This is a genomic window from Streptomyces canus (assembly GCF_041435015.1).
GTDB classification, from domain to species: domain Bacteria; phylum Actinomycetota; class Actinomycetes; order Streptomycetales; family Streptomycetaceae; genus Streptomyces; species Streptomyces canus_G.
Genome location: NZ_CP107989.1, coordinates 287,988 through 305,112, shown reverse-complemented (window position 1 = coordinate 305,112; position 17,125 = coordinate 287,988). Strand labels below are relative to the sequence as shown.

Here is a 17,125-nt window from a genome sequence, read left to right as displayed (position 1 = left end):
CGCCCATGCGAAAACTGATCTACGGCATGAACCTGACCCTGGACGGCTACATCGCCGCGCCCGGCGACGACATCGGCTGGAGCGGACCGCCGAGCCACGAGCTGTTCCAGTGGTGGCTCGACCACGAGCAGGCGAGTGGCCTGTCACTGTACGGGCGCAAGCTATGGGAGACGATGAGCTCCTACTGGCCGACCGGCGACCAGCAGCCCACCGCCACCCCGGCGCAGATCGAGTTCGCGCGGAACTGGCGGGAGACGCCGAAGGTGGTGTTCTCCTCGACGATCGACAAGGTCGACTGGAACACCCGCCTGGTCACCGGCGACGCGATCGCCGAGATCATCCGGCTCAAGGCCGAGGACGGCGGCCCAATGAACATCGGCGGCGCAACGCTCGCCGGGGCGGCCATGCGCGCCGGGTTGATCGACGAGTACGCGATCGCCACCCATCCGGTCCTGGTGGGCGCCGGCACGCCGTTCTTCACCGCGCTGGACAGCTGGGTGAACCTGAACCTGGTGGAGACGCGGACGCTTCCCGGCGGCGTGGTCCTGACCAGATACGAGACGAGGCGCTGAGCAGCAGCACCCCACGCGCAGGTCTCACGGTGATTCAGCTTGTGTGGCGTGCCTGCTACTGGTTGGCCACGAGGAAGTCTTCCAGGATCTCGACACACCGCGCCGGCTGCTCCTCGGCCGGGTAATGGCCGCAGTCGTCGAGGGCGACCCCTGTGACGTCGTCGGCCGCCAGCTGCATCGTCTGGGCGGCATTCGCGCCGCTCCACAGCGCGCCGCCGAGGGCGAGCACCGGCAGCGTCAGCCGGGTCTTGCTGCGCTGCTCGTTCTGCGCGATCGTCTCGTCCAGCGCCCGGTAGTACGCGAAACTCGCCCGCAGCGCGCGAGGATCCGCGGTGATCGCGTCGACGTAGACGTCGACGGCGTACGCGGGTATCGCGTCCGGGGTGGCTGCCTTCTTGGCGAACTGGTAGCCGAAGAAGAGCCGCTCCCGTCCCCGGACCAGTTCCTCGTTGAGGTCGGTGAGCCGGTTGAAGCCGAACTGCCAGAGCTTCAGGTTGGCCGCGGCCGGGCCGAAGAACGGCGGGGACGGCGTGAGACCGGGGATCACTGCTTCGAGGATGGCGAGCCGGCCCACCTGCTCGGGGTGATCGGCGGCGAGGGCGTATCCGGTCCATGTGCCGATGTCGTGGCCGACCACGTCGAACCGGTCGTGCCCGAGCGCGGCCATCAACGCGACCATATCGGCGGCCAGCGTGCCGGCGTCGTACCCGTCGTCGGGCTTGTCGGAGAGCCCGGCCCCGCGCGAGTCGACGGCGACGACGGTGTGCCGGCGGGCGAGCGCGGGCATCACCTCCCGCCAGGCGTACCAGGTCTGGGGCCACCCGCCGATCAGCAGCAGCGCCGGGCCGTCCCCACCGGTGACCGCGTGCAGCCGCAGCCCGTTCACCTCCACGAGCCGGCTGGTGAAGACGTCGAGGAATCCGTCAGGCAGCCGCAGCGAACTCAAGCTTGTCATGACGGCGACCCTAGCCATCTTTGAACGATCGGTACAAGATGTGTAGGCTGACGGACCATGGCAGGCCGCAAGCAATTCGACGTGGACGAGGCGCTACGACGTGCGATGCACGTCTTCTGGCGCTGGGGTTATTCGGAGGCCTCGATCGATCGCCTGACCGAGGGCACGGGCCTGGGCCGGGGCTCGCTCTACGGCACCTTCGGCGACAAGAGCGCCCTCTTCCGCAAAAGCCTCCAACGCTACGCGCAGACCTACCACCCGCTGTACGAGCAGGCACTGTCCGGCCCCCACCAAAGCCCGAGCGCCGTTGTGGCCGCCTTCCTGCAAGTCGCCCTGAACCGTATCGCCGACCCGACAGTCCCGGACGGCTGCCTGCTCACGGTGTCGGCAACGCAGTTCCCGGCGCTTGACGCGGAGGGCCGGGCGACGGTCCGCGCCATGATCGACGGATTGCGGGCGAGGCTGGAGCAGGCGTTGCTGGCGGCGGGGGCCGGTGAGCAGGAGGCGGCAGAGCTGGCGTTGTGCACGCTGGCGACGAACAAATCTCTGGCCGTGCTGAGCCGCGCCGGTTTCTCGGGCGAAGACCTGGCAACCGTCGCGGCAGCCGCCGCAAAGAATGCCAAGGGTCCGCCGAACCGGCCGGCCGAACCGTCGGGGCCGCGATAGGCGAGCACGAGTGCGTTGCCAATGGATCTGCAGAGGTCTTGGGGCAGCCGGCGGCGCGGCAGGAAGTGACTCGGCCCAGCCCTCATAGGGGCTGAGCCGACCCTGGCGACGAAATCGTCCCACTGGGGGAAAAGCTGACCTGAGCCGCCTCGGTCTTCGGGTACTTGAGGTGACGGAATGAGGCGGGCGGTCCATCAACCGACGCCGGCAAAAGGCGCCCCGCCTGGCCCAGTTGCCGCTCCGCAGCCCGTAGGAGAGCACCGCGCCGCGTAGGCCGTGACCGGTGATGCCGGCTCCCGGCAGGTGTCCAGGACGCCGCCCTCGATGCGCGGCTGAACAGTGCGTAACTCGACCTGCAGAGCGGCGACGGTGGGTCGGCGTGGGCCCGCCGGATCCCTTGGGAGACCGGACAACGGTTACCGGCGACGGCCGAGCAACAACCCGCCGGCGACCAGGGCCGAGGCGAGACCGAGGAGGCCGACGGCGTTGGCCATGCTGCCGGTGGCCGATTCCAGGCCGATCACGACGAGTGGGCAGATGAACTCGCCCGCGAAGAAGGCGGCCGTCCACAGACCGGTGCCGCGGCCCCGGTCGGCGTAGCTGAGCCTGGACATCGCGATGGTCAGCAGCGAGGGCAACAGCATGCCGGTGCCGAGGCAGTTGAGCACCGCACCGACGATCACGATCACCGGGCTGTTGGCCAGGGCGATCACCACGAATCCGGCCGCGCACAGGGCGAACACCAGGGGCAGCCTGCGGTCCGGGCTGCCGGACAGCCTGGTGAAGGCGATGGAACCGAGCACGGTGGCGGCGCTGGCGACCGCGGTGGCGAGGCCGATGACGCCGGTGGACTTCACGCCCAGGTCGTCGAGCAGGTAGGACATCTCGACGGGCACCGTGTAGAAGACCATCGCGCCGAACACGGTGAGTGCGCAGATGCCCGCCAGCAGGCGCACGGGGAACGGCCTCTTCTCGCCCGCGGGTTCTTCGGCTTCCGAGGCGCCGGCCGGACTGGGCCTGGACAGGGTGAGCGCCATGGCGGGGGCCAGCAGTAGGCCCACGGCGTAGATCCAGAAGGGCGCGCGCCAGCCCGCCGACCCCAGGGCACCGCCGATGACGAAGAACGCGGTGGCCGAGATGGAGGCGCACATGGTCTGCAGGGCCAGGTAGCGTTCCCGCGTCCGTCCGCTGTAGTAGTCGCCGATCAGCGTGGTGCAGCAGGTCATGATGGCCGCCTCGGCGATGCCGACCAGCACCCGGCTGATCACGATGGCGCCGAGCGAGTCCAGCCACAGCGGGGCGGTACCGAGCAGCGCGTACACAAGCGTAGCCGCGACCAGCAGACGTACCCGGCCGAGGCGGTCCACGATGACGCCCGCGAAAGGGGCGAGCAGCGCGAGCGCGAGCGCGGGGACGGTCAGAACGACCGGGACGAGGGTCTTCACTCCGGGCACGGTCGCGAAGTGTTCCTGCATCTTCGGCAGGACCGGTGCGAGAAGGACGGCGCCCAGCACCGGCAGACAGCTGCCCGCCATCAGGAGCACGGCGCGCAGCGGCCCCGCGTTCTCGGAATTCGGGCGGAGGCTGTCGGCGGGGACGGGCGGAGAAATGGATCTGGACATGCCGAACTCCACGGGTGGCGGCTGGGGTGCGGCGCAGAACCGCTGCGGTTGGGCCACGCAGCGGGGCACCGGCGCACCGGAGGGGACACGCCCGGGACAGCGGGCGTCGGGGACTGCCCCGACTATGAGCCAGGCCGTTCCCGGCGACTACCCCTTACGTGATCACACTGCCGGATCCTCGCCATCCATGCCGCGGATGGGGGCTGCCCGCACGGCCGACGCCACGCGGGCGGCCGTGTTCCGCAGCCAGATGTGCCCGGCGTCGTGGGTGTGGACGGGGTGCCACCAGAGCGCCTCGCGCAGGGGGACCGTCTCGTAGGGCGGCGCCATGATCCGTACCGGTGCGGTGCCGCGCAGGCGTTCGGCGAGCAGTGCCGGGACGAGGGCGATCCGGTGGGTGCCGGCGATCAGGAAGGGGAGCACCGTGAAGCTGTCGACGGAGACGCTCACCCGTGGTTCGATGCCGAGCATGCCGAGCTGGCGGACCGCGGGGGTGTCGTAGGCGCGCAGATAGGTCACCCATGGCAGGCGCGCCAGGTCGTCGCGGGAGAGGCGGTCGCCCACCTCGGGGTTGTCCTCGGCGACGAGGAAGACCCAGCCGTCCTCGTACAGCTCGGTGACGGGGAAGTCGCTGATGATGCCGTGCGGCATGATCATGCCGTCCAGGCTGCTCAGCACGGCACCGGCCACCTCGGTGATGCGGGGCGGGATCTGGACGAAGCGCACGCGGACGCCGGGCGCCTCACGGTCGAGGATCCGGGTGAGCTCGGCCCCGAAGACGGCCACCGAGTAGTCGCTGACGCCGAGGGTGAATTCGCGGGACTCCGTCGCCGGATCGAAGTCGGCCTGGCTGGTGAAGAGGCGTTCCAGCTGGTCGCAGACGGTGGAGGTGCGGTCGAGCAGTACTTGGCCGAGGGCCGTCAGTTCGTAGTGCCCTCCGACGCGGGCGAGCAGGTCGTCGTCGAAGTGCCGGCGCAGCCGGGCGAGCGCGCCGCTCATCGCGGGCTGGCTCAGACCGACGCGTCGGCCGGCCCTGGTGACGTTGCGCTCCTCCAGCAGGGCGCGCAGGGCGACGACCAGATTGAGATCAAGGCTTGCCAGGTTCACGGCGGCACTCCAGCGTGCGAGGGCGTCGACAGGATAAGTCCGACGGATGACGGTCATCCAGATAATCGATTTCCCTTATCCCAAGGGCTGCGGCCAGATTAGTCCCATCGCAATCAGGAGGACACGTTCGTGAAACCCGCAGCCACGTCCGTCCCTTTCGCCGGACCTTTTGCCCTCGGTACTCTCTCCGCCCCTGACGGGGTCCCGTTCCCCGCTCTCGTCACGCCGGACGGCCGCGCCCTCGACCTGCGCGCCGCCTTCGGTGAGCGGGAGCTGACCACCCGCACGCTCCTGGAGAGCTGGGACGAGGCCACGCCCCGTCTGCACGCCCTCGCCAGAGACGACAAGGCCGCCTGGCAGCCTCTCGGGGACCTGCGGACGCACGCTCCGGTGGAGCCCCGGCAGGTCTTCCAGTCGGGTGCGAACTACCGGCAGCACGTGATCGACCTGGAGGTCGCCCACCGTGCCCCCGACGACCCCCGCACCGTCGAGCAGGCCCGTGAGGAGATCGCCGCTCTCATGGACCGACGGGCGGCCGAGGACCTGCCGTACGTGTTCATCGGCCTGCCCAGCGCGATCACCGGGCCGTACGACGACGTACGCCTTCCCGACTGGGCCGAAAAGCCGGACTGGGAACTGGAGTTGGCGGCCGTCATCGGCAAACCCGGCTACCGGCTGTCCACGGACGAGGCGCTGGAGTACGTCGCCGGCTACACCATCGCCAACGACCTCACCGACCGGGCCACCGTCTTCCGCCGGGACATGCCCGCCATCGGCACGGACTGGCTGCGCAGCAAGAACGCCCCCGGTTTCACCCCCCTCGGCCCGTGGATCGTGCCCGCCGAGTCGGTCGCCGACCCCGGCGATCTGCGGGTCACGCTCAAACTCAACGGCGACACCATGCAGGACGAGTCAACCAAGGACATGCTCTTCGGAGTCGCCAGGTTGGTGTCGTACATCTCCCGGACTTCCCAACTCCTGCCCGGCGACCTCGTGTTGACCGGCAGCCCGGCCGGCAACGGCATCCACTGGGGGCGGCTGCTGCGCGACGGCGACGTCATGGAGGGGTCCATCACCGGTCTCGGCGTGCAGCGCACCCGATGCGTGTCCGAGGAGACGGGTTCATGAACCGGAACGACCCCGAGGGCGCGATCGCCGAGGCCGCCAGGAAGTACTCCAACTGGGGCCGCTGGGGCGAGGACGATGTCCTCGGCACCCTCAACTTCCTCGACGAGGGCAAGCGGCGCGAGGGTGCCGCCCTCGTCCGGCGGGGTGTCAGTTTCTCGCTGTCGCAGCGGTTCGACATGGACGGCCCCCAGAAGGGCTGGCGCCGCCGCACCAACCCGGTGCACACCATGCTCGACACCGGCACCGATGCCGCCCTCGGCAACCAGGGCTTCCCGCACGGCATCGGCGGCGCCGACGACGTGATCGCGATGCCGCTCCAGTGCTCCACCCAGTGGGACGGCCTGGGGCACATCTTCGACCACGGCAAGGCATGGAACGGCCGGGCGGCCGAGAAGGTCGTCACCTCCGACGGCGACCTGGTCACCGGCATCGAGCACATGGCGCCGCACGTCGCCGGGCGCGGTGTGCTCCTGGACGTCGGCCAAGTCCACGGGCAGAACGGCGAGTTGCCCGACGGGTTCGCCGTCACCGAGGAGCACCTCACCCGGGCCGCCGCCGCCCACGGAGTGCTCGTGGGCCGCGGGGACATCGTCGTCGTACGCACCGGACAGCTCAGCCGGGTCCGCCGCGAGGGCTGGGGCGACTACGCGGGCGGCGCGGCACCCGGCCTGTCGTTCACCGCGGCCGGCTGGCTGCACCGCACGGAGATCGCCGCGATCGCCACCGACACCTGGGGCTTCGAGGTCCGGCCCAACGAGTTCGCGCACGCCTTCCAGCCCCTGCACCAGGTCGTCATCCCCAACATGGGGCTGCTGATCGGCGAGATGTGGGACCTCGACAGGCTCGCCGCGGACTGCGCGGCCGACGGCGTGTACGAGTTCTGGCTCACCGCCGCCCCCCTCCCGATCACCGGAGCCGTCGGCTCTCCCGTCAACCCGATCGCCGTCAAGTAGCCCTCGCCCGGAGCAACCAGAGGAACACCCTCACCCGGAGCAACTCGAGGAACAAAGGACTTCCCTCATGAGAACACCCCGCACCGTCCTGGTCGTCGGCGGCGGATCGGCCGGCAACGCCGTCACGATCCTGCTCCGCCGGGCCGGACTGACCGTCGACCTCATCGAGGCCAGGGAGGACTGGAACGCCACCGCGGGTTCCGGCATCACCGTCCAGGGCAACGCCCTGCGGGTCCTGCGCGAACTGGGCGTGTGGGAGCAGGTGCAGGCCTCCGGGTTCGGCTTCGGATCGCTCGGCATCACCGGCCCGGACGGCACCGTCCTGCACGTCGTCGAGGACATTCGTACCGGCGGTGACGACCTGCCCGCCACCGTCGGCATGCAGCGCCCGCAGTTGCAGTGCATCCTCATCGACGCCGTCCGGGCGAGCGGCGCCTCGGTGCGCCTCGGCACCCGCGCCGAGAGCTTCGACCAGGACGCCGACGGCGTGCGCGTGCGTTTCGCCGACGGCAGCGAGGGCCGCTACGACCTGGTGATCGCCGCGGACGGCATGGGATCGAGCACACGAGCCGCGATCGGCATCACCGACCGTCCCGTGCCGACCGGTATGGCCATCTGGCGCATCGCCGCTCCTCGTCCCGAGGGCCTGGAGCGCACCGACCTCGCCTACGGCGGCCCCGCCTACATCGCCGGCTACTGCCCCACCAGCCGGGACACCATCTACGCCTACGCGGTCGAGGCCAACCGCGATCGCGCGTCCATACCCCCCGAGAGCTACGCCGACGAGATGCGCGGCCTCGTACAGGGGTACGGCGGCCACTGGACCGAGATCGTCAAGCACATCGACGATCCGGCGAAGGTCAACTACACGTGGTACCACCGGCTGTTGGTGGAAGACTCCTGGCATCGCGGACGGGTCGTGCTGATCGGTGACGCGGCCCACAGTTGCCCACCCACCCTGGCTCAGGGCGCCGCGATGTCCCTGGAGGACGCGCTCGTCCTCGCCGAGCTGCTCACCGGCACCGACGACTGGGACGACCAGCTGTTCCAGACGTACTACGAGCGCCGCATCGCGCGGGTGCGTCCGGTGGTGGACGCCTCCGTGCAGATCGGCCAGTGGCAGCTCGACGGGGTGCGCGACGCCGATGTGCCCGGCCTGGTCAACCGCATGTCGACCATGCTCAGGGACCTGCCATGACCTCCGACCTGTCACCCGGCCACCAGCCCACGACGAGCACTGACCCGTACCCCTGGCCAACGGTCGATGTGCACGCCCACGTCCTGCTGCCCGCGATCGAGGCACTGGTGGACGGCTCGGCGGGCCTCGCCGAGGCGAGGGCGCTCGACGCCCGCCGCAACGGACCGGCCGCGCTCGCCGTCAACGGGCCCATGGTGCGCGAACGGATCCCCCGGCTCACCGACGCCGGGGTCCGGCTGGCCGCGATGGACGCCCAGGGCGTCGATGTGCAGCTGGTCAGCCCGTCCCCTTCGCACTACCACCACTGGACGGACGAGGCGACCGCCGACAAGGTGTGCCGACTGGCCAACGAGGGCACGGCGGCGCACTGCTCGGCCGCACCGGACCGGCTCAAAGGGCTGGGCCTGGTCCCGCTGCACCACCCCGACCTGGCCGTCGCGACCCTTGAACATGCCCTGGAACAGGGCCTGTTGGGCGTGGAGATCTCCAGCCACGCACCGGGTCGCGAGCTGTCCGACCCGGCCTACGAGCCCTTCTGGCGGCGGGCCGAGGAAACCGGCGCGGTGCTCTTCCTGCACCCGTTCGGCTGCACTCTCGACGAGCGGCTGGACCGGTGGTACCTGTCCAACACCGTCGGCCAGCCCACCGAGAACGCCGTGGCGCTGTCCCACCTCATCTTCTCCGGGGTCCTGGACCGCCATCCGGGACTGAAGCTGGTCGCGGCGCACGGCGGCGGTTACCTCCCCACCCACATCGGGCGCGCCGACCACGCCTGGTCCGTCCGCTCCGACGCGGGCACGGACTGCGCCCAGCTGCCCAGCAGCTACCTCAAGCGGCTCTCCTTCGACTCCCTCGTCCACGACCCCCACGTCCTGCGCGCGCTCATCGCCGCCGCGGGCGCGGACCGGGTCCTGCTCGGCTCCGACTTCCCCTTCGACATGGGCACCGAGGACCCCGTCGGGGCACTGCGCGCCGCCCACCTGCCCGAAGCCGACTTCCACGCCGTCCGCGGGGGCAACGCGGCGGCGCTGCTGCGGCTCGCCTGACCCCCCACAGGAGGAAACCATCATGAGTGCACGTCTGTTGACCCACCTGCGTCACGTCGACCTCGCCGTACCCGACTACGACAAACAGCTCGACTTCTATGCCGGCGTCTGGGGCCTGACCAAGGTCGCCGAGGACTCGGGCATCTCCTTCCTGGCCGCCGAGGGCAGCCCTGAGCAGTACGTCGTCCGGCTGCGCAAGGCCGAGGAGAAGCGCCTCGACCTCGTCTCCTACGGCGCCGCGAGCCCGGCCGACGTGGACACGCTCGCCGAGCAACTCCTCGCGGGCGGTGTGCAGTTGATCTCCCAGCCGGGCAAGGTCGACACCCCCGGGGGCGGCTACGGCTTCCGCTGCTTCGACGTCGACGGCCGCACCGTCGAGGTCTCCGCCGACGTCGAGGCCCGGCAGCACCGCAGGATCGAGGAGAAGGAGTCGATCCCGGTCAGGCTGAGCCATGTCGTCCTCAACTCCCCGGATCTCAACCGCACCCGCGAGTGGTACGAGCGCCACCTCGGCTTCCGCCTGTCCGACACGCTCAGCTCGCCGCACATGGGCGAGGTCATGCACTTCATGCGGATCTCCAACCAGCACCACTCGATGGCCGTCGCGCAGGGCCCGCACACCTCCGTGCACCACGTCTCCTTCGAGATGCGCGGCGTCGACGAGTACCTGCGCGGCACCGGACGCCTGCTGCGGGCCGGAGTCCACAAGGTCTGGGGCCCCGGCCGGCACACGGCGGGCGACAACACCTTCACCTACTTCCTCGACCCGCACGGCAACACCGTCGAGTACACGACCGAGCTGGAGGTCGTCGACGAGGACACCTGGCACCCCCAGGTCTACGACTTCTCCCAGCCCGAGGTCGCCGACCAGTGGGGCACGGCCAACCCGATGAACGAACTCGTGGCCAAGGAGTCGTTCAACGACGTCGACCGCGGCGTGTTCGTCGCCCCGCCGGTCTGACCCCCTTCAGATCCGGGGGCGCGGCACGTCCTGTCCCGCGCCGACCGGCCGCCGTGCCCCCGGTTCCTCCCGCCCCCGAGAACCCCGTATCCCAGAGCCTGGAGCACGCACATGCGTTTCGCCGCGTACGAGCACCGACACCGGCGCCAGGTCGGCGTCGTCGGCGAGGACGGCCGCCTCCGCCCGGTCCCCGGCGAGCGCACGCTCACCGAACTGATCACAGCAGGCGCCCTCTCCGAGGCGGGGGCCAGGGCTCTCGACGCCCCGGCCGGACCGCACGTCTCCGAGGTGCGACTGCTGCCGCCGCTGCGACCGGCCTCCATACGGGACTTCGTCACCTTCGAGGAACACGTCGAGGGCGTACGACGCTCGGTCGACGGGGCGAGCGGCGTGCCGGACGCCTGGTACGCGGCGCCGACCTTCTACTTCACCAACCCCCACGCCGTGTTCGGGCCGTACGACGACATTCCCGTACCCCCGGGGTCCCAGGTGCTGGACTTCGAGCTCGAAGTCGCCGCCGTCATCGGCCGCGAGGGCCGCGACCTCACCCCCGAGCAGGCCCGTGAGCACATCGTCGGCTACACGGTCTTCAACGACTGGTCCGCGCGCGACCTCCAGTCCGCCGAGATGAAGGTCGGCCTCGGCCCCTGCAAGGGCAAGGACACCGCCACCACCCTCGGCCCGTACCTGGTCACCGCCGACGAACTGGCGCCGTACCGGGACGCGGAGGGCTTCCTGCGGCTGGCCCTGACCGCCGAGGTCAACGGGCAGGTGGTCGGCCAGGACCTGCTGTCCCACATGAGCTGGACCTTCGAGGAGATGGTCGCCTACGCCTCCCGCGGCACCCGGGTCGTGCCGGGTGACGTCCTCGGCTCCGGCACCTGCGGGAACGGCGGCTGCCTCGCCGAGCTGTGGGGGCGGCGGGGCGAGCGGACCCCGCCGCCGCTGGAGCCCGGCGACACCGTCTCGCTCACCGTCGAGGGCATCGGCACGCTCACCAACACCGTCACAGACGGCGTCGATCCCGTGCCCCTGCCGGCCGGCCGGCGCCGCAGCCGGGAGCGGCCATGACGGACCTGCACGCCAAGAGGCTGCTGGGCAAGGTCGTCGTCGTCACCGGCGCGGCTCGCGGTCAGGGCGCCGCTGAGGCCGAGGCACTGACCCGCGAGGGCGCCCGGGTGATCGCCACCGACGTGACCGAGGCACCCGGCTGCCGCCGTCTCGACGTCACCGGCGAGCAGGACTGGGCCGATCTCGCCGCCGAGTTGAAGGAGGCGTACGGGCAGGTCCACGGCCTGGTCAACAACGCGGGCATCACCTGGCGGGCCCGGCTCGGCGACGTACGCCCCGAGGACTTCGACCGCGTCCACGCCGTCAACGTCACCGGCCCGCTGCTCGGCATCCAGCACCTCGTCCCGCTGATGCCGCCCGGCGCCTCGATCGTCAACGTCGGCTCCTCCGCCGCGCTCACCGCCCACTACCCGGTGGCGTACACCGTCAGCAAGTGGGGCCTGCGCGGGCTGTCCCAGACGGCCGCGCTGGAACTCGGACCGCGCGGAATCCGCGTCAACACGATCCACCCCGGCTACATCGAGACCGAGATGACCGCCTCCGCCGCCCCCGCCTTTCGCGAGGCCAACATCCGCGAGACCCCGCTGGGCCGCACCGGCACCGTCGACGAGGTCGCCCCACTGATCGTCTTCCTGCTGTCGGACGAGTCGTCGTTCATCACCGGCGCGGAGATCGCCGTCGACGGCGGCCTCACCGCGCACGGCGGAGTCAAGTCCGTCTCGGACGCCCTGCGGCCGGAGACGCCATGACCGGCGACACCCCGGGCCGTGCCGCAACCAGAAAGGACCTTCGCAAGTGAACAAGGTCAGCGCCGGCGCCGCGGAGGCGGTCGCCGACATCACGGACGGCGCCTCACTGGCCGTCGGGGGCTTCGGCCTCAGCGGCGTACCCGAAGTCCTCCTCCGTGCCCTGTACGCACAGGGCGCGGACGGTCTGAGGGTCGTCTCCAACAACTGCGGAGTCGACGGCCGCGGTCTCGGCGTTCTCCTGGCCGCGGGCCGCATCGCCCGGGTGACCGGCTCCTACGTCGGCGAGAACAAGGAGTTCGCCCGCCAGTACCTGGCCGGCGAGCTGGAGGTGGAACTGGTCCCGCAGGGCACGCTGGCCGAGCAGCTGCGCGCGGGCGGGGCGGGCATACCCGCCTTCTACACCCCGGCCGGCGTCGGCACGCAGGTGGAGCGGGGCGGACTGCCCTGGCGGTACACGGCCGAGGGTGCGGTCGAACTCGCTTCCCCGCCGAAGGAGACCCGGGAGTTCGCCGGCCGCCGGTACGTCCTGGAGCACGGCATCACCACCGACTTCGCCCTGGTACGGGCCTGGCGCGGTGACCGGCACGGCAACCTCCGCTTCCGCCAGGCCGCTGCGAACTTCAACCCGCTCGCCGCCATGGCCGGCCGCGTGACGATCGCGGAGGTCGAAGAGCTCGTGGAGCCGGGCGAGTTGAGGCCCGACGAGATCCACCTGCCCGGCATCTACGTCCAGCGGGTCGTCACGCTCACCGCCGAAGAAGCCGCCGACAAGCACATGGAGAAGAGGACCGTCCGCGTATGACCAGGCCCATGGGCTGGACCCGCGACCAGATGGCCGCCCGCGCCGCCGCCGAACTCACCGACGGCTCCTACGTCAACCTCGGCATCGGCCTGCCGACCCTGATCCCCGGGCATCTGCCGGCCGGGGTCCATGTCGTGCTGCACTCCGAGAACGGCATCCTCGGCACCGGGCCCTGTCCCACCGAGGACGAGGTCGACCCCGACCTGATCAACGCCGGCAAGGAGACCGTCACGGTGCTGCCCGGCGCCTGCTTCTTCGACTCCGCGCTGTCCTTCGGGATGATCCGCGGCGGGCACATCGACACCGCCGTGCTGGGCGCCATGCAGGTGTCGGCCGCGGGCGACCTGGCCAACTGGATGATTCCCGGAAAGATGGTCAAGGGCATGGGCGGCGCCATGGACCTCGTCCACGGCGCCCGGCGCGTCATCGTCCTGATGGAACACACCGCCAAGGACGGCATCCCCAAGATCGTCGATGAATGCTCCCTGCCATTGACCGGCGAGCGGTGCGTCCACCGCATCATCACCGACCTCGGCGTCCTGGACGTCACGCCGGCAGGCCTCGTGCTCGTCGAGACGTCACCGGGAGTCACCGTCGAGGAGATCCGCGCCCGCACCGGCGCGCCGCTGCACACCGACGCCGTCACGGCCGCCTGCTGATCCCCCTCGCCCCTTCATCCCGCACGGAGCCCCGAGATGACCGTCTTCCTCACCGATGCCGACGTCCAAGCCGCCTTCGACTGGGTCGACGCCATCGCGGCCCTGCGCAGCGCCTACGCCGCACCCCCCGACGAGGCAAGCTTCCCGTCGCGCACGATGGCTCGCGGAGACGGTCTGTGGTTGCGCACGCTCAGCGGTGTGCCCGGCGACGGCGGCCCCATGGGGGCCAAACTGATCGCCGCCTCACCCCGGCACCGGCGCGCCTCGTATCTGATCTCGTTGTTCGACCAGGAGAGCATGGAGCTGACCGCGCTCCTGGACGGCCACTCCATCACCGGGTTCCGTACCGCCGCCACCTCGGCGCTCGCCGCCGACCTGCTGGCCCCCACAGGCCCCCTGCGCGTAGCTGTGATCGGATCCGGCTTCGAGGCGCAGAACCACGTCCGCGCACTGGCGGCGACACGGACGCTGTCGTCCGTCACCGTGTTCAGCCCCAACCCGGCCAGCCGTACCCGCTGCACCCGCGCACTCGCCGATCTCGGGCTGCCGCTCGCCACCGCGGAGAGTCCCGAGGCGGCCGTCGCCGACGCCGACCTGGTGATCTGCGCGGCCCGCTCCCGGGACGAGCAGCCGACCCTGCGGGAAACTCCGGCCGGCGTCACCATCGTGTCGATCGGTTCCACCCTTCCCGAGCAGCGCGAACTGGCGACCGAGGTGATCGCCCGCGCCGACGTGATCGTCGCCGACATGGCGGACGAGGTCGCCGAGGACACGGGAGACCTGATCGCGGCGAGGAAGGCGGGCGTCGACCTCGCCGGGAAGGTGGTTCCGCTCGCCGACGTCGTCTCCGGTCTCACGCCCGGCCGACCGGCGAACGATCCGGACGCGGTCGTGATCTACAAGTCCGTCGGCTCCGCGGCGCAGGACCTCGCCGTCGCCGCGATGTGTGTCCGTCGGGCCGCCGAACTGTCCCTGGGCACCGAACTGCCCGTCACCATCTCCCCGGTCTCGAAGTGAGCAAGACAGTGAGCAACGCCGTGCGCAACGCCGTGCGCAGAGAACTCGACGACCCGTCCCTGCTGAAGAGCGCCGCGTATGTGGACGGCACCTGGATCACCACCGACACCACCCTCGCCGTACACAACCCGTCCACCGGCCACCTGCTGGCCGAAGTGCCGCTCCTGGATCGGGCGCGGACCACCGCGGCCATCGACGCGGCGCACACCGCGCTGCCGGCCTGGCGAGCCCGCCCGGCCAAAGAGCGGTCCCGGCTCCTGCGGCGCTGGTTCGACCTGGTCACCGAGCACGCCCAGGACCTCGCCCGGCTGATCGTCCTGGAGGAGGGCAAGCCGTACCCGGAGGCCCTCGGCGAGGTCGCGTATGCGGCGTCGTTCCTGGAGTGGTTCGCCGAGGAGGCCAAGCGCATCCGCGGTGACGTCATGGAGGCGCCGGAAGCCTCGCGCAGAATCGTCGTCCTGAAGGAACCGGTCGGCGTGTGCGCGGCGATCACTCCGTGGAACTTCCCCGCCGCGATGATCACCCGCAAGGCGGGGCCCGCGCTGGCCGCCGGCTGCACGATGGTCCTCAAGCCCGCCGAACAGACCCCGCTGACCGCCCTGGCGCTCGCCGAACTCGCCGACCGGGCGGGCATCCCGGCGGGCGTGTTCAACGTGGTCACCGGTGATCCGCGCGAGATCGGGCCCGAGCTGACGGGCAACCCACTGGTCCGCAAGATCACCTTCACGGGCTCCACCGAGGTCGGCAGGCTCCTGCTGGCCCAAGCGGCGCAGACCGTGAAGAAGACATCGATGGAACTGGGCGGCAACGCGCCCGTCCTCGTCTTCGACGACGCCGACCTCGACGAGGCGGTCGAGGGCCTGATCGCCACCAAGTACCGCAACACCGGCCAGGCGTGCATCAGCGCCAACCGCGTCTACGTACAGGACGGGATCCACGACGCGTTCGCGAAGAGACTCGCCGAGCGGGTCGGCGCCCTGGCTGTCGGCGACGGCTTCGACGAGGGCGTCCAGCAGGGCCCGCTCATCGACGCGGACGCGGTGGCGAAGGTGGAAGCCCACGTCGCCGATGCCGTCGCCAAGGGGGCCGTGGTCGTCTCCGGCGGCAAGCGCCACGCACGCGGCGGCCTCTTCTACGAGCCGACCGTGCTGACCGGCGTCACCGCCGAGATGGCCGTCACCCGCGAGGAGACCTTCGGCCCGGTGACCCCGCTGGTGCGGTTCACCGACGAGAACGACGCGGTCCGCCTGGCCAACGCCACAGAATTCGGTCTCGCCGCCTACCTGTTCGCCAAGGACGCCGAGCGCATCTGGCGCGTCGCCGCCGCCCTGGAGGCGGGCATGGTCGGCATCAACACCGGCCTGATCTCCAACGAGACCGCCCCCTTCGGCGGGGTCAAGCAGTCCGGCGTCGGGCGTGAGGGCTCGGTCTACGGCCTCGACGAGTTCCTGGAGCTCAAGTACCTCGCCTGGGAAGGCGCGAAGACCCCCACCTCCGCCCCCGAATCCATCTGACCCCCGCAAGGAGCACACCATGGCCCGCTACACCCGCGCCGAAGCTCGCGATTGGGCACGCGAGAACCTCGTCGGTGTCGTCAACTGCACGATCCCGTCCTTCACGGCCGATTTGAAGGCGATCAACGAGAAGGCGATCCGCCACGACACCCGCCTCGCCATCGAGCACGGCTTCATGGGCACCCTCGGCGTCTCGGAGGTCTCCATCCAGCTCCCCGAGTACCTGGACTTCCTGCGCGTCATCAGGGACGAGGCCGGCGACCGCCTGCTGCTCACCCACCACGCCAGCTGGAACGACCTGGAGCAGAACATCGAGGCCGTGAAGGGCGCGGAGGAGGCGGGCGCCGAGCTGGTGCTGCTGTCGTACCCGCCGAACTTCTACCCCGAGTCCGAGCAGGAGATCTACGACTACACCAAGGCCGTCTGCGACGCGACGAACCTCGGCGTCATGCTCTTCCCGATGTACCTGTGGGGCTTCAGCCCGCGCATCCACCCCTCCGACATCCCCGTACGCCTGATCCGGCGCCTGCTCGACGACTGCCCCAACGTCGTCGCCATCAAGGCCGAGGGCGGCTTCCCCAGCATCCAGAGCGTCATCGAGTGCCACCGTCACTTCGGTGACGAGGTCGTCATCTCGATGCCCATCGAGGGGGAGTTGATCCCGCTGTTGCAGATCATGCCGATCCAGTTCTCCGCCACCAGCGACCACGAGTACTACGGCCCGATGATCCCGCGCGTCTTCCAGCTCCTGCGGGAGGGCAAGTACGACGACGCCGCCGACATCTACTGGCAGCTCCACCCGGCCCGCAAGATCAAGGGGGGCCTCGCCCCGGCCCTGCACGGTGGCGCGTTCATCAATCGCCAGGCATGGAAGTTCCAAGGCTGGCTCCAGGGCTACAACGGCGGCCCGCTGCGCATGCCCACCCAGCGCATCCACGACGCCCAGATGAACGCCCTGCGCAAGGGCCTCGTCGACGCCGGGCTCGAACCGAGCATGGACCCGTTCCGTGAGTTCTTCGTCGGCCGCAACCCGGCCTGATCCGCCGGGGGTTCGAAGGAGCGCCGCACATCTGCGTGAGCATGAGTCCTACCTGACGATCGCACG

Annotated in this window: 17 protein-coding genes; 14 read left to right on the top strand and 3 right to left on the bottom strand. The window is 70.5% G+C overall.

The annotated features are described in order from the left end of the window. The first annotated feature begins 5 nt into the window (after positions 1-5). Positions 6-572 (top strand): dihydrofolate reductase family protein, encoded by a 567-nt coding sequence (locus tag OG841_RS01450; protein WP_371562726.1) that lies wholly within the window; start codon positions 6-8, stop codon positions 570-572. A gap of 55 nt (positions 573-627) precedes the next feature. Here OG841_RS01450 and OG841_RS01445 read toward each other — a convergent pair whose 3' ends face one another. Next, positions 628-1,527 (bottom strand): alpha/beta fold hydrolase, encoded by a 900-nt coding sequence (locus OG841_RS01445; protein WP_371562723.1) that lies wholly within the window; start codon positions 1,525-1,527, stop codon positions 628-630. Positions 1,528-1,584: 57 nt separating this feature from the next. On the opposite strand from OG841_RS01445, the gene OG841_RS01440 reads away from it, so the two are divergent. Beyond that, positions 1,585-2,193 carry a TetR/AcrR family transcriptional regulator gene (locus OG841_RS01440; protein ID WP_371562720.1) on the top strand — a complete coding sequence of 203 codons (609 nt, stop codon included), beginning with the start codon at positions 1,585-1,587 and terminating at the stop codon, positions 2,191-2,193. Positions 2,194-2,609: 416 nt separating this feature from the next. Here the strand turns inward: OG841_RS01440 and OG841_RS01435 are convergent, their stop codons facing one another. Together OG841_RS01435 and OG841_RS01430 are read right to left on the bottom strand one after the other, a co-directional pair. Then, positions 2,610-3,815 (bottom strand): MFS transporter, encoded by a 1,206-nt coding sequence (locus OG841_RS01435; protein WP_371562717.1) that lies wholly within the window; start codon positions 3,813-3,815, stop codon positions 2,610-2,612. 162 nt (positions 3,816-3,977) lie between these two features. Then, entirely contained in the window at positions 3,978-4,922 is a 945-nt protein-coding gene (locus OG841_RS01430) for a LysR family transcriptional regulator (protein ID WP_328643202.1), read from the bottom strand. 129 nt (positions 4,923-5,051) lie between these two features. Between OG841_RS01430 and OG841_RS01425 the strand changes: the two genes are divergently transcribed. The 12 genes from OG841_RS01425 (at position 5,052) to OG841_RS01370 (ending at position 17,059) form a co-directional block, all read left to right on the top strand. Further along, positions 5,052-6,050: a fumarylacetoacetate hydrolase family protein gene (locus OG841_RS01425; RefSeq protein ID WP_328643203.1), complete on the top strand. Its 999-nt coding sequence runs from the start codon at positions 5,052-5,054 to the stop codon at positions 6,048-6,050. Next, positions 6,047-7,003, top strand: coding sequence for a cyclase family protein (locus tag OG841_RS01420; RefSeq protein ID WP_365115823.1), 957 nt, complete (start codon positions 6,047-6,049; stop codon positions 7,001-7,003). The genes OG841_RS01425 and OG841_RS01420 overlap by 4 nt, the downstream gene beginning before the upstream one ends. A gap of 67 nt (positions 7,004-7,070) precedes the next feature. Continuing rightward, on the top strand, positions 7,071-8,201 hold the full coding sequence (locus OG841_RS01415; protein WP_371562711.1) for an FAD-dependent oxidoreductase: 1,131 nt from the start codon (positions 7,071-7,073) through the stop codon (positions 8,199-8,201). Then, positions 8,198-9,247 carry an amidohydrolase family protein gene (locus OG841_RS01410; protein ID WP_328643206.1) on the top strand — a complete coding sequence of 350 codons (1,050 nt, stop codon included), beginning with the start codon at positions 8,198-8,200 and terminating at the stop codon, positions 9,245-9,247. The genes OG841_RS01415 and OG841_RS01410 overlap by 4 nt, the downstream gene beginning before the upstream one ends. A 22-nt stretch (positions 9,248-9,269) precedes the next feature. After that, positions 9,270-10,208 carry a VOC family protein gene (locus OG841_RS01405; RefSeq protein ID WP_371562706.1) on the top strand — a complete coding sequence of 313 codons (939 nt, stop codon included), beginning with the start codon at positions 9,270-9,272 and terminating at the stop codon, positions 10,206-10,208. 111 nt (positions 10,209-10,319) lie between these two features. Beyond that, the gene (locus OG841_RS01400; RefSeq protein ID WP_328643208.1) at positions 10,320-11,279 is read left to right on the top strand and encodes a fumarylacetoacetate hydrolase family protein; all 960 of its coding nucleotides are present in this window, start codon (positions 10,320-10,322) and stop codon (positions 11,277-11,279) included. Then, positions 11,276-12,028 carry an SDR family NAD(P)-dependent oxidoreductase gene (locus OG841_RS01395; RefSeq protein ID WP_371562703.1) on the top strand — a complete coding sequence of 251 codons (753 nt, stop codon included), beginning with the start codon at positions 11,276-11,278 and terminating at the stop codon, positions 12,026-12,028. The genes OG841_RS01400 and OG841_RS01395 overlap by 4 nt, the downstream gene beginning before the upstream one ends. 46 nt (positions 12,029-12,074) lie before the next feature. Beyond that, positions 12,075-12,830 carry a CoA transferase subunit A gene (locus OG841_RS01390; RefSeq protein ID WP_371562700.1) on the top strand — a complete coding sequence of 252 codons (756 nt, stop codon included), beginning with the start codon at positions 12,075-12,077 and terminating at the stop codon, positions 12,828-12,830. A gap of 8 nt (positions 12,831-12,838) precedes the next feature. Then, positions 12,839-13,489 carry a CoA transferase subunit B gene (locus OG841_RS01385; RefSeq protein WP_371570517.1) on the top strand — a complete coding sequence of 217 codons (651 nt, stop codon included), beginning with the start codon at positions 12,839-12,841 and terminating at the stop codon, positions 13,487-13,489. Positions 13,490-13,525: 36 nt separating this feature from the next. Next, positions 13,526-14,506 (top strand): ornithine cyclodeaminase family protein, encoded by a 981-nt coding sequence (locus OG841_RS01380; protein ID WP_371562697.1) that lies wholly within the window; start codon positions 13,526-13,528, stop codon positions 14,504-14,506. 20 nt (positions 14,507-14,526) lie between these two features. Further along, entirely contained in the window at positions 14,527-16,020 is a 1,494-nt protein-coding gene (locus OG841_RS01375; protein WP_442759705.1) for an NAD-dependent succinate-semialdehyde dehydrogenase, read from the top strand. A 19-nt stretch (positions 16,021-16,039) separates the two neighbouring features. Further along, the gene (locus OG841_RS01370) at positions 16,040-17,059 is read left to right on the top strand and encodes a dihydrodipicolinate synthase family protein (RefSeq protein ID WP_371562692.1); all 1,020 of its coding nucleotides are present in this window, start codon (positions 16,040-16,042) and stop codon (positions 17,057-17,059) included. Positions 17,060-17,125: the final 66 nt, after the last annotated feature.

Bases quoted from the DNA above. Each gene is read 5' to 3' on its own strand.
- OG841_RS01385 (WP_371570517.1), top strand. From the start codon at position 12,839: ATGGGCTGGACCCGCGACCAGATGGCCGCCCGCGCCGCCGCCGAACTC.
- OG841_RS01395 (WP_371562703.1), top strand. From the start codon at position 11,276: ATGACGGACCTGCACGCCAAGAGGCTGCTGGGCAAGGTCGTCGTCGTC.
- OG841_RS01445 (WP_371562723.1), bottom strand. From the start codon at position 1,527: ATGACAAGCTTGAGTTCGCTGCGGCTGCCTGACGGATTCCTCGACGTC.
- OG841_RS01450 (WP_371562726.1), top strand. From the start codon at position 6: ATGCGAAAACTGATCTACGGCATGAACCTGACCCTGGACGGCTACATC.
- OG841_RS01410 (WP_328643206.1), top strand. From the start codon at position 8,198: ATGACCTCCGACCTGTCACCCGGCCACCAGCCCACGACGAGCACTGAC.
- OG841_RS01440 (WP_371562720.1), top strand. From the start codon at position 1,585: ATGGCAGGCCGCAAGCAATTCGACGTGGACGAGGCGCTACGACGTGCG.
- OG841_RS01420 (WP_365115823.1), top strand. From the start codon at position 6,047: ATGAACCGGAACGACCCCGAGGGCGCGATCGCCGAGGCCGCCAGGAAG.
- OG841_RS01405 (WP_371562706.1), top strand. From the start codon at position 9,270: ATGAGTGCACGTCTGTTGACCCACCTGCGTCACGTCGACCTCGCCGTA.
- OG841_RS01415 (WP_371562711.1), top strand. From the start codon at position 7,071: ATGAGAACACCCCGCACCGTCCTGGTCGTCGGCGGCGGATCGGCCGGC.
- OG841_RS01400 (WP_328643208.1), top strand. From the start codon at position 10,320: ATGCGTTTCGCCGCGTACGAGCACCGACACCGGCGCCAGGTCGGCGTC.
- OG841_RS01370 (WP_371562692.1), top strand. From the start codon at position 16,040: ATGGCCCGCTACACCCGCGCCGAAGCTCGCGATTGGGCACGCGAGAAC.
- OG841_RS01435 (WP_371562717.1), bottom strand. From the start codon at position 3,815: ATGTCCAGATCCATTTCTCCGCCCGTCCCCGCCGACAGCCTCCGCCCG.
- OG841_RS01380 (WP_371562697.1), top strand. From the start codon at position 13,526: ATGACCGTCTTCCTCACCGATGCCGACGTCCAAGCCGCCTTCGACTGG.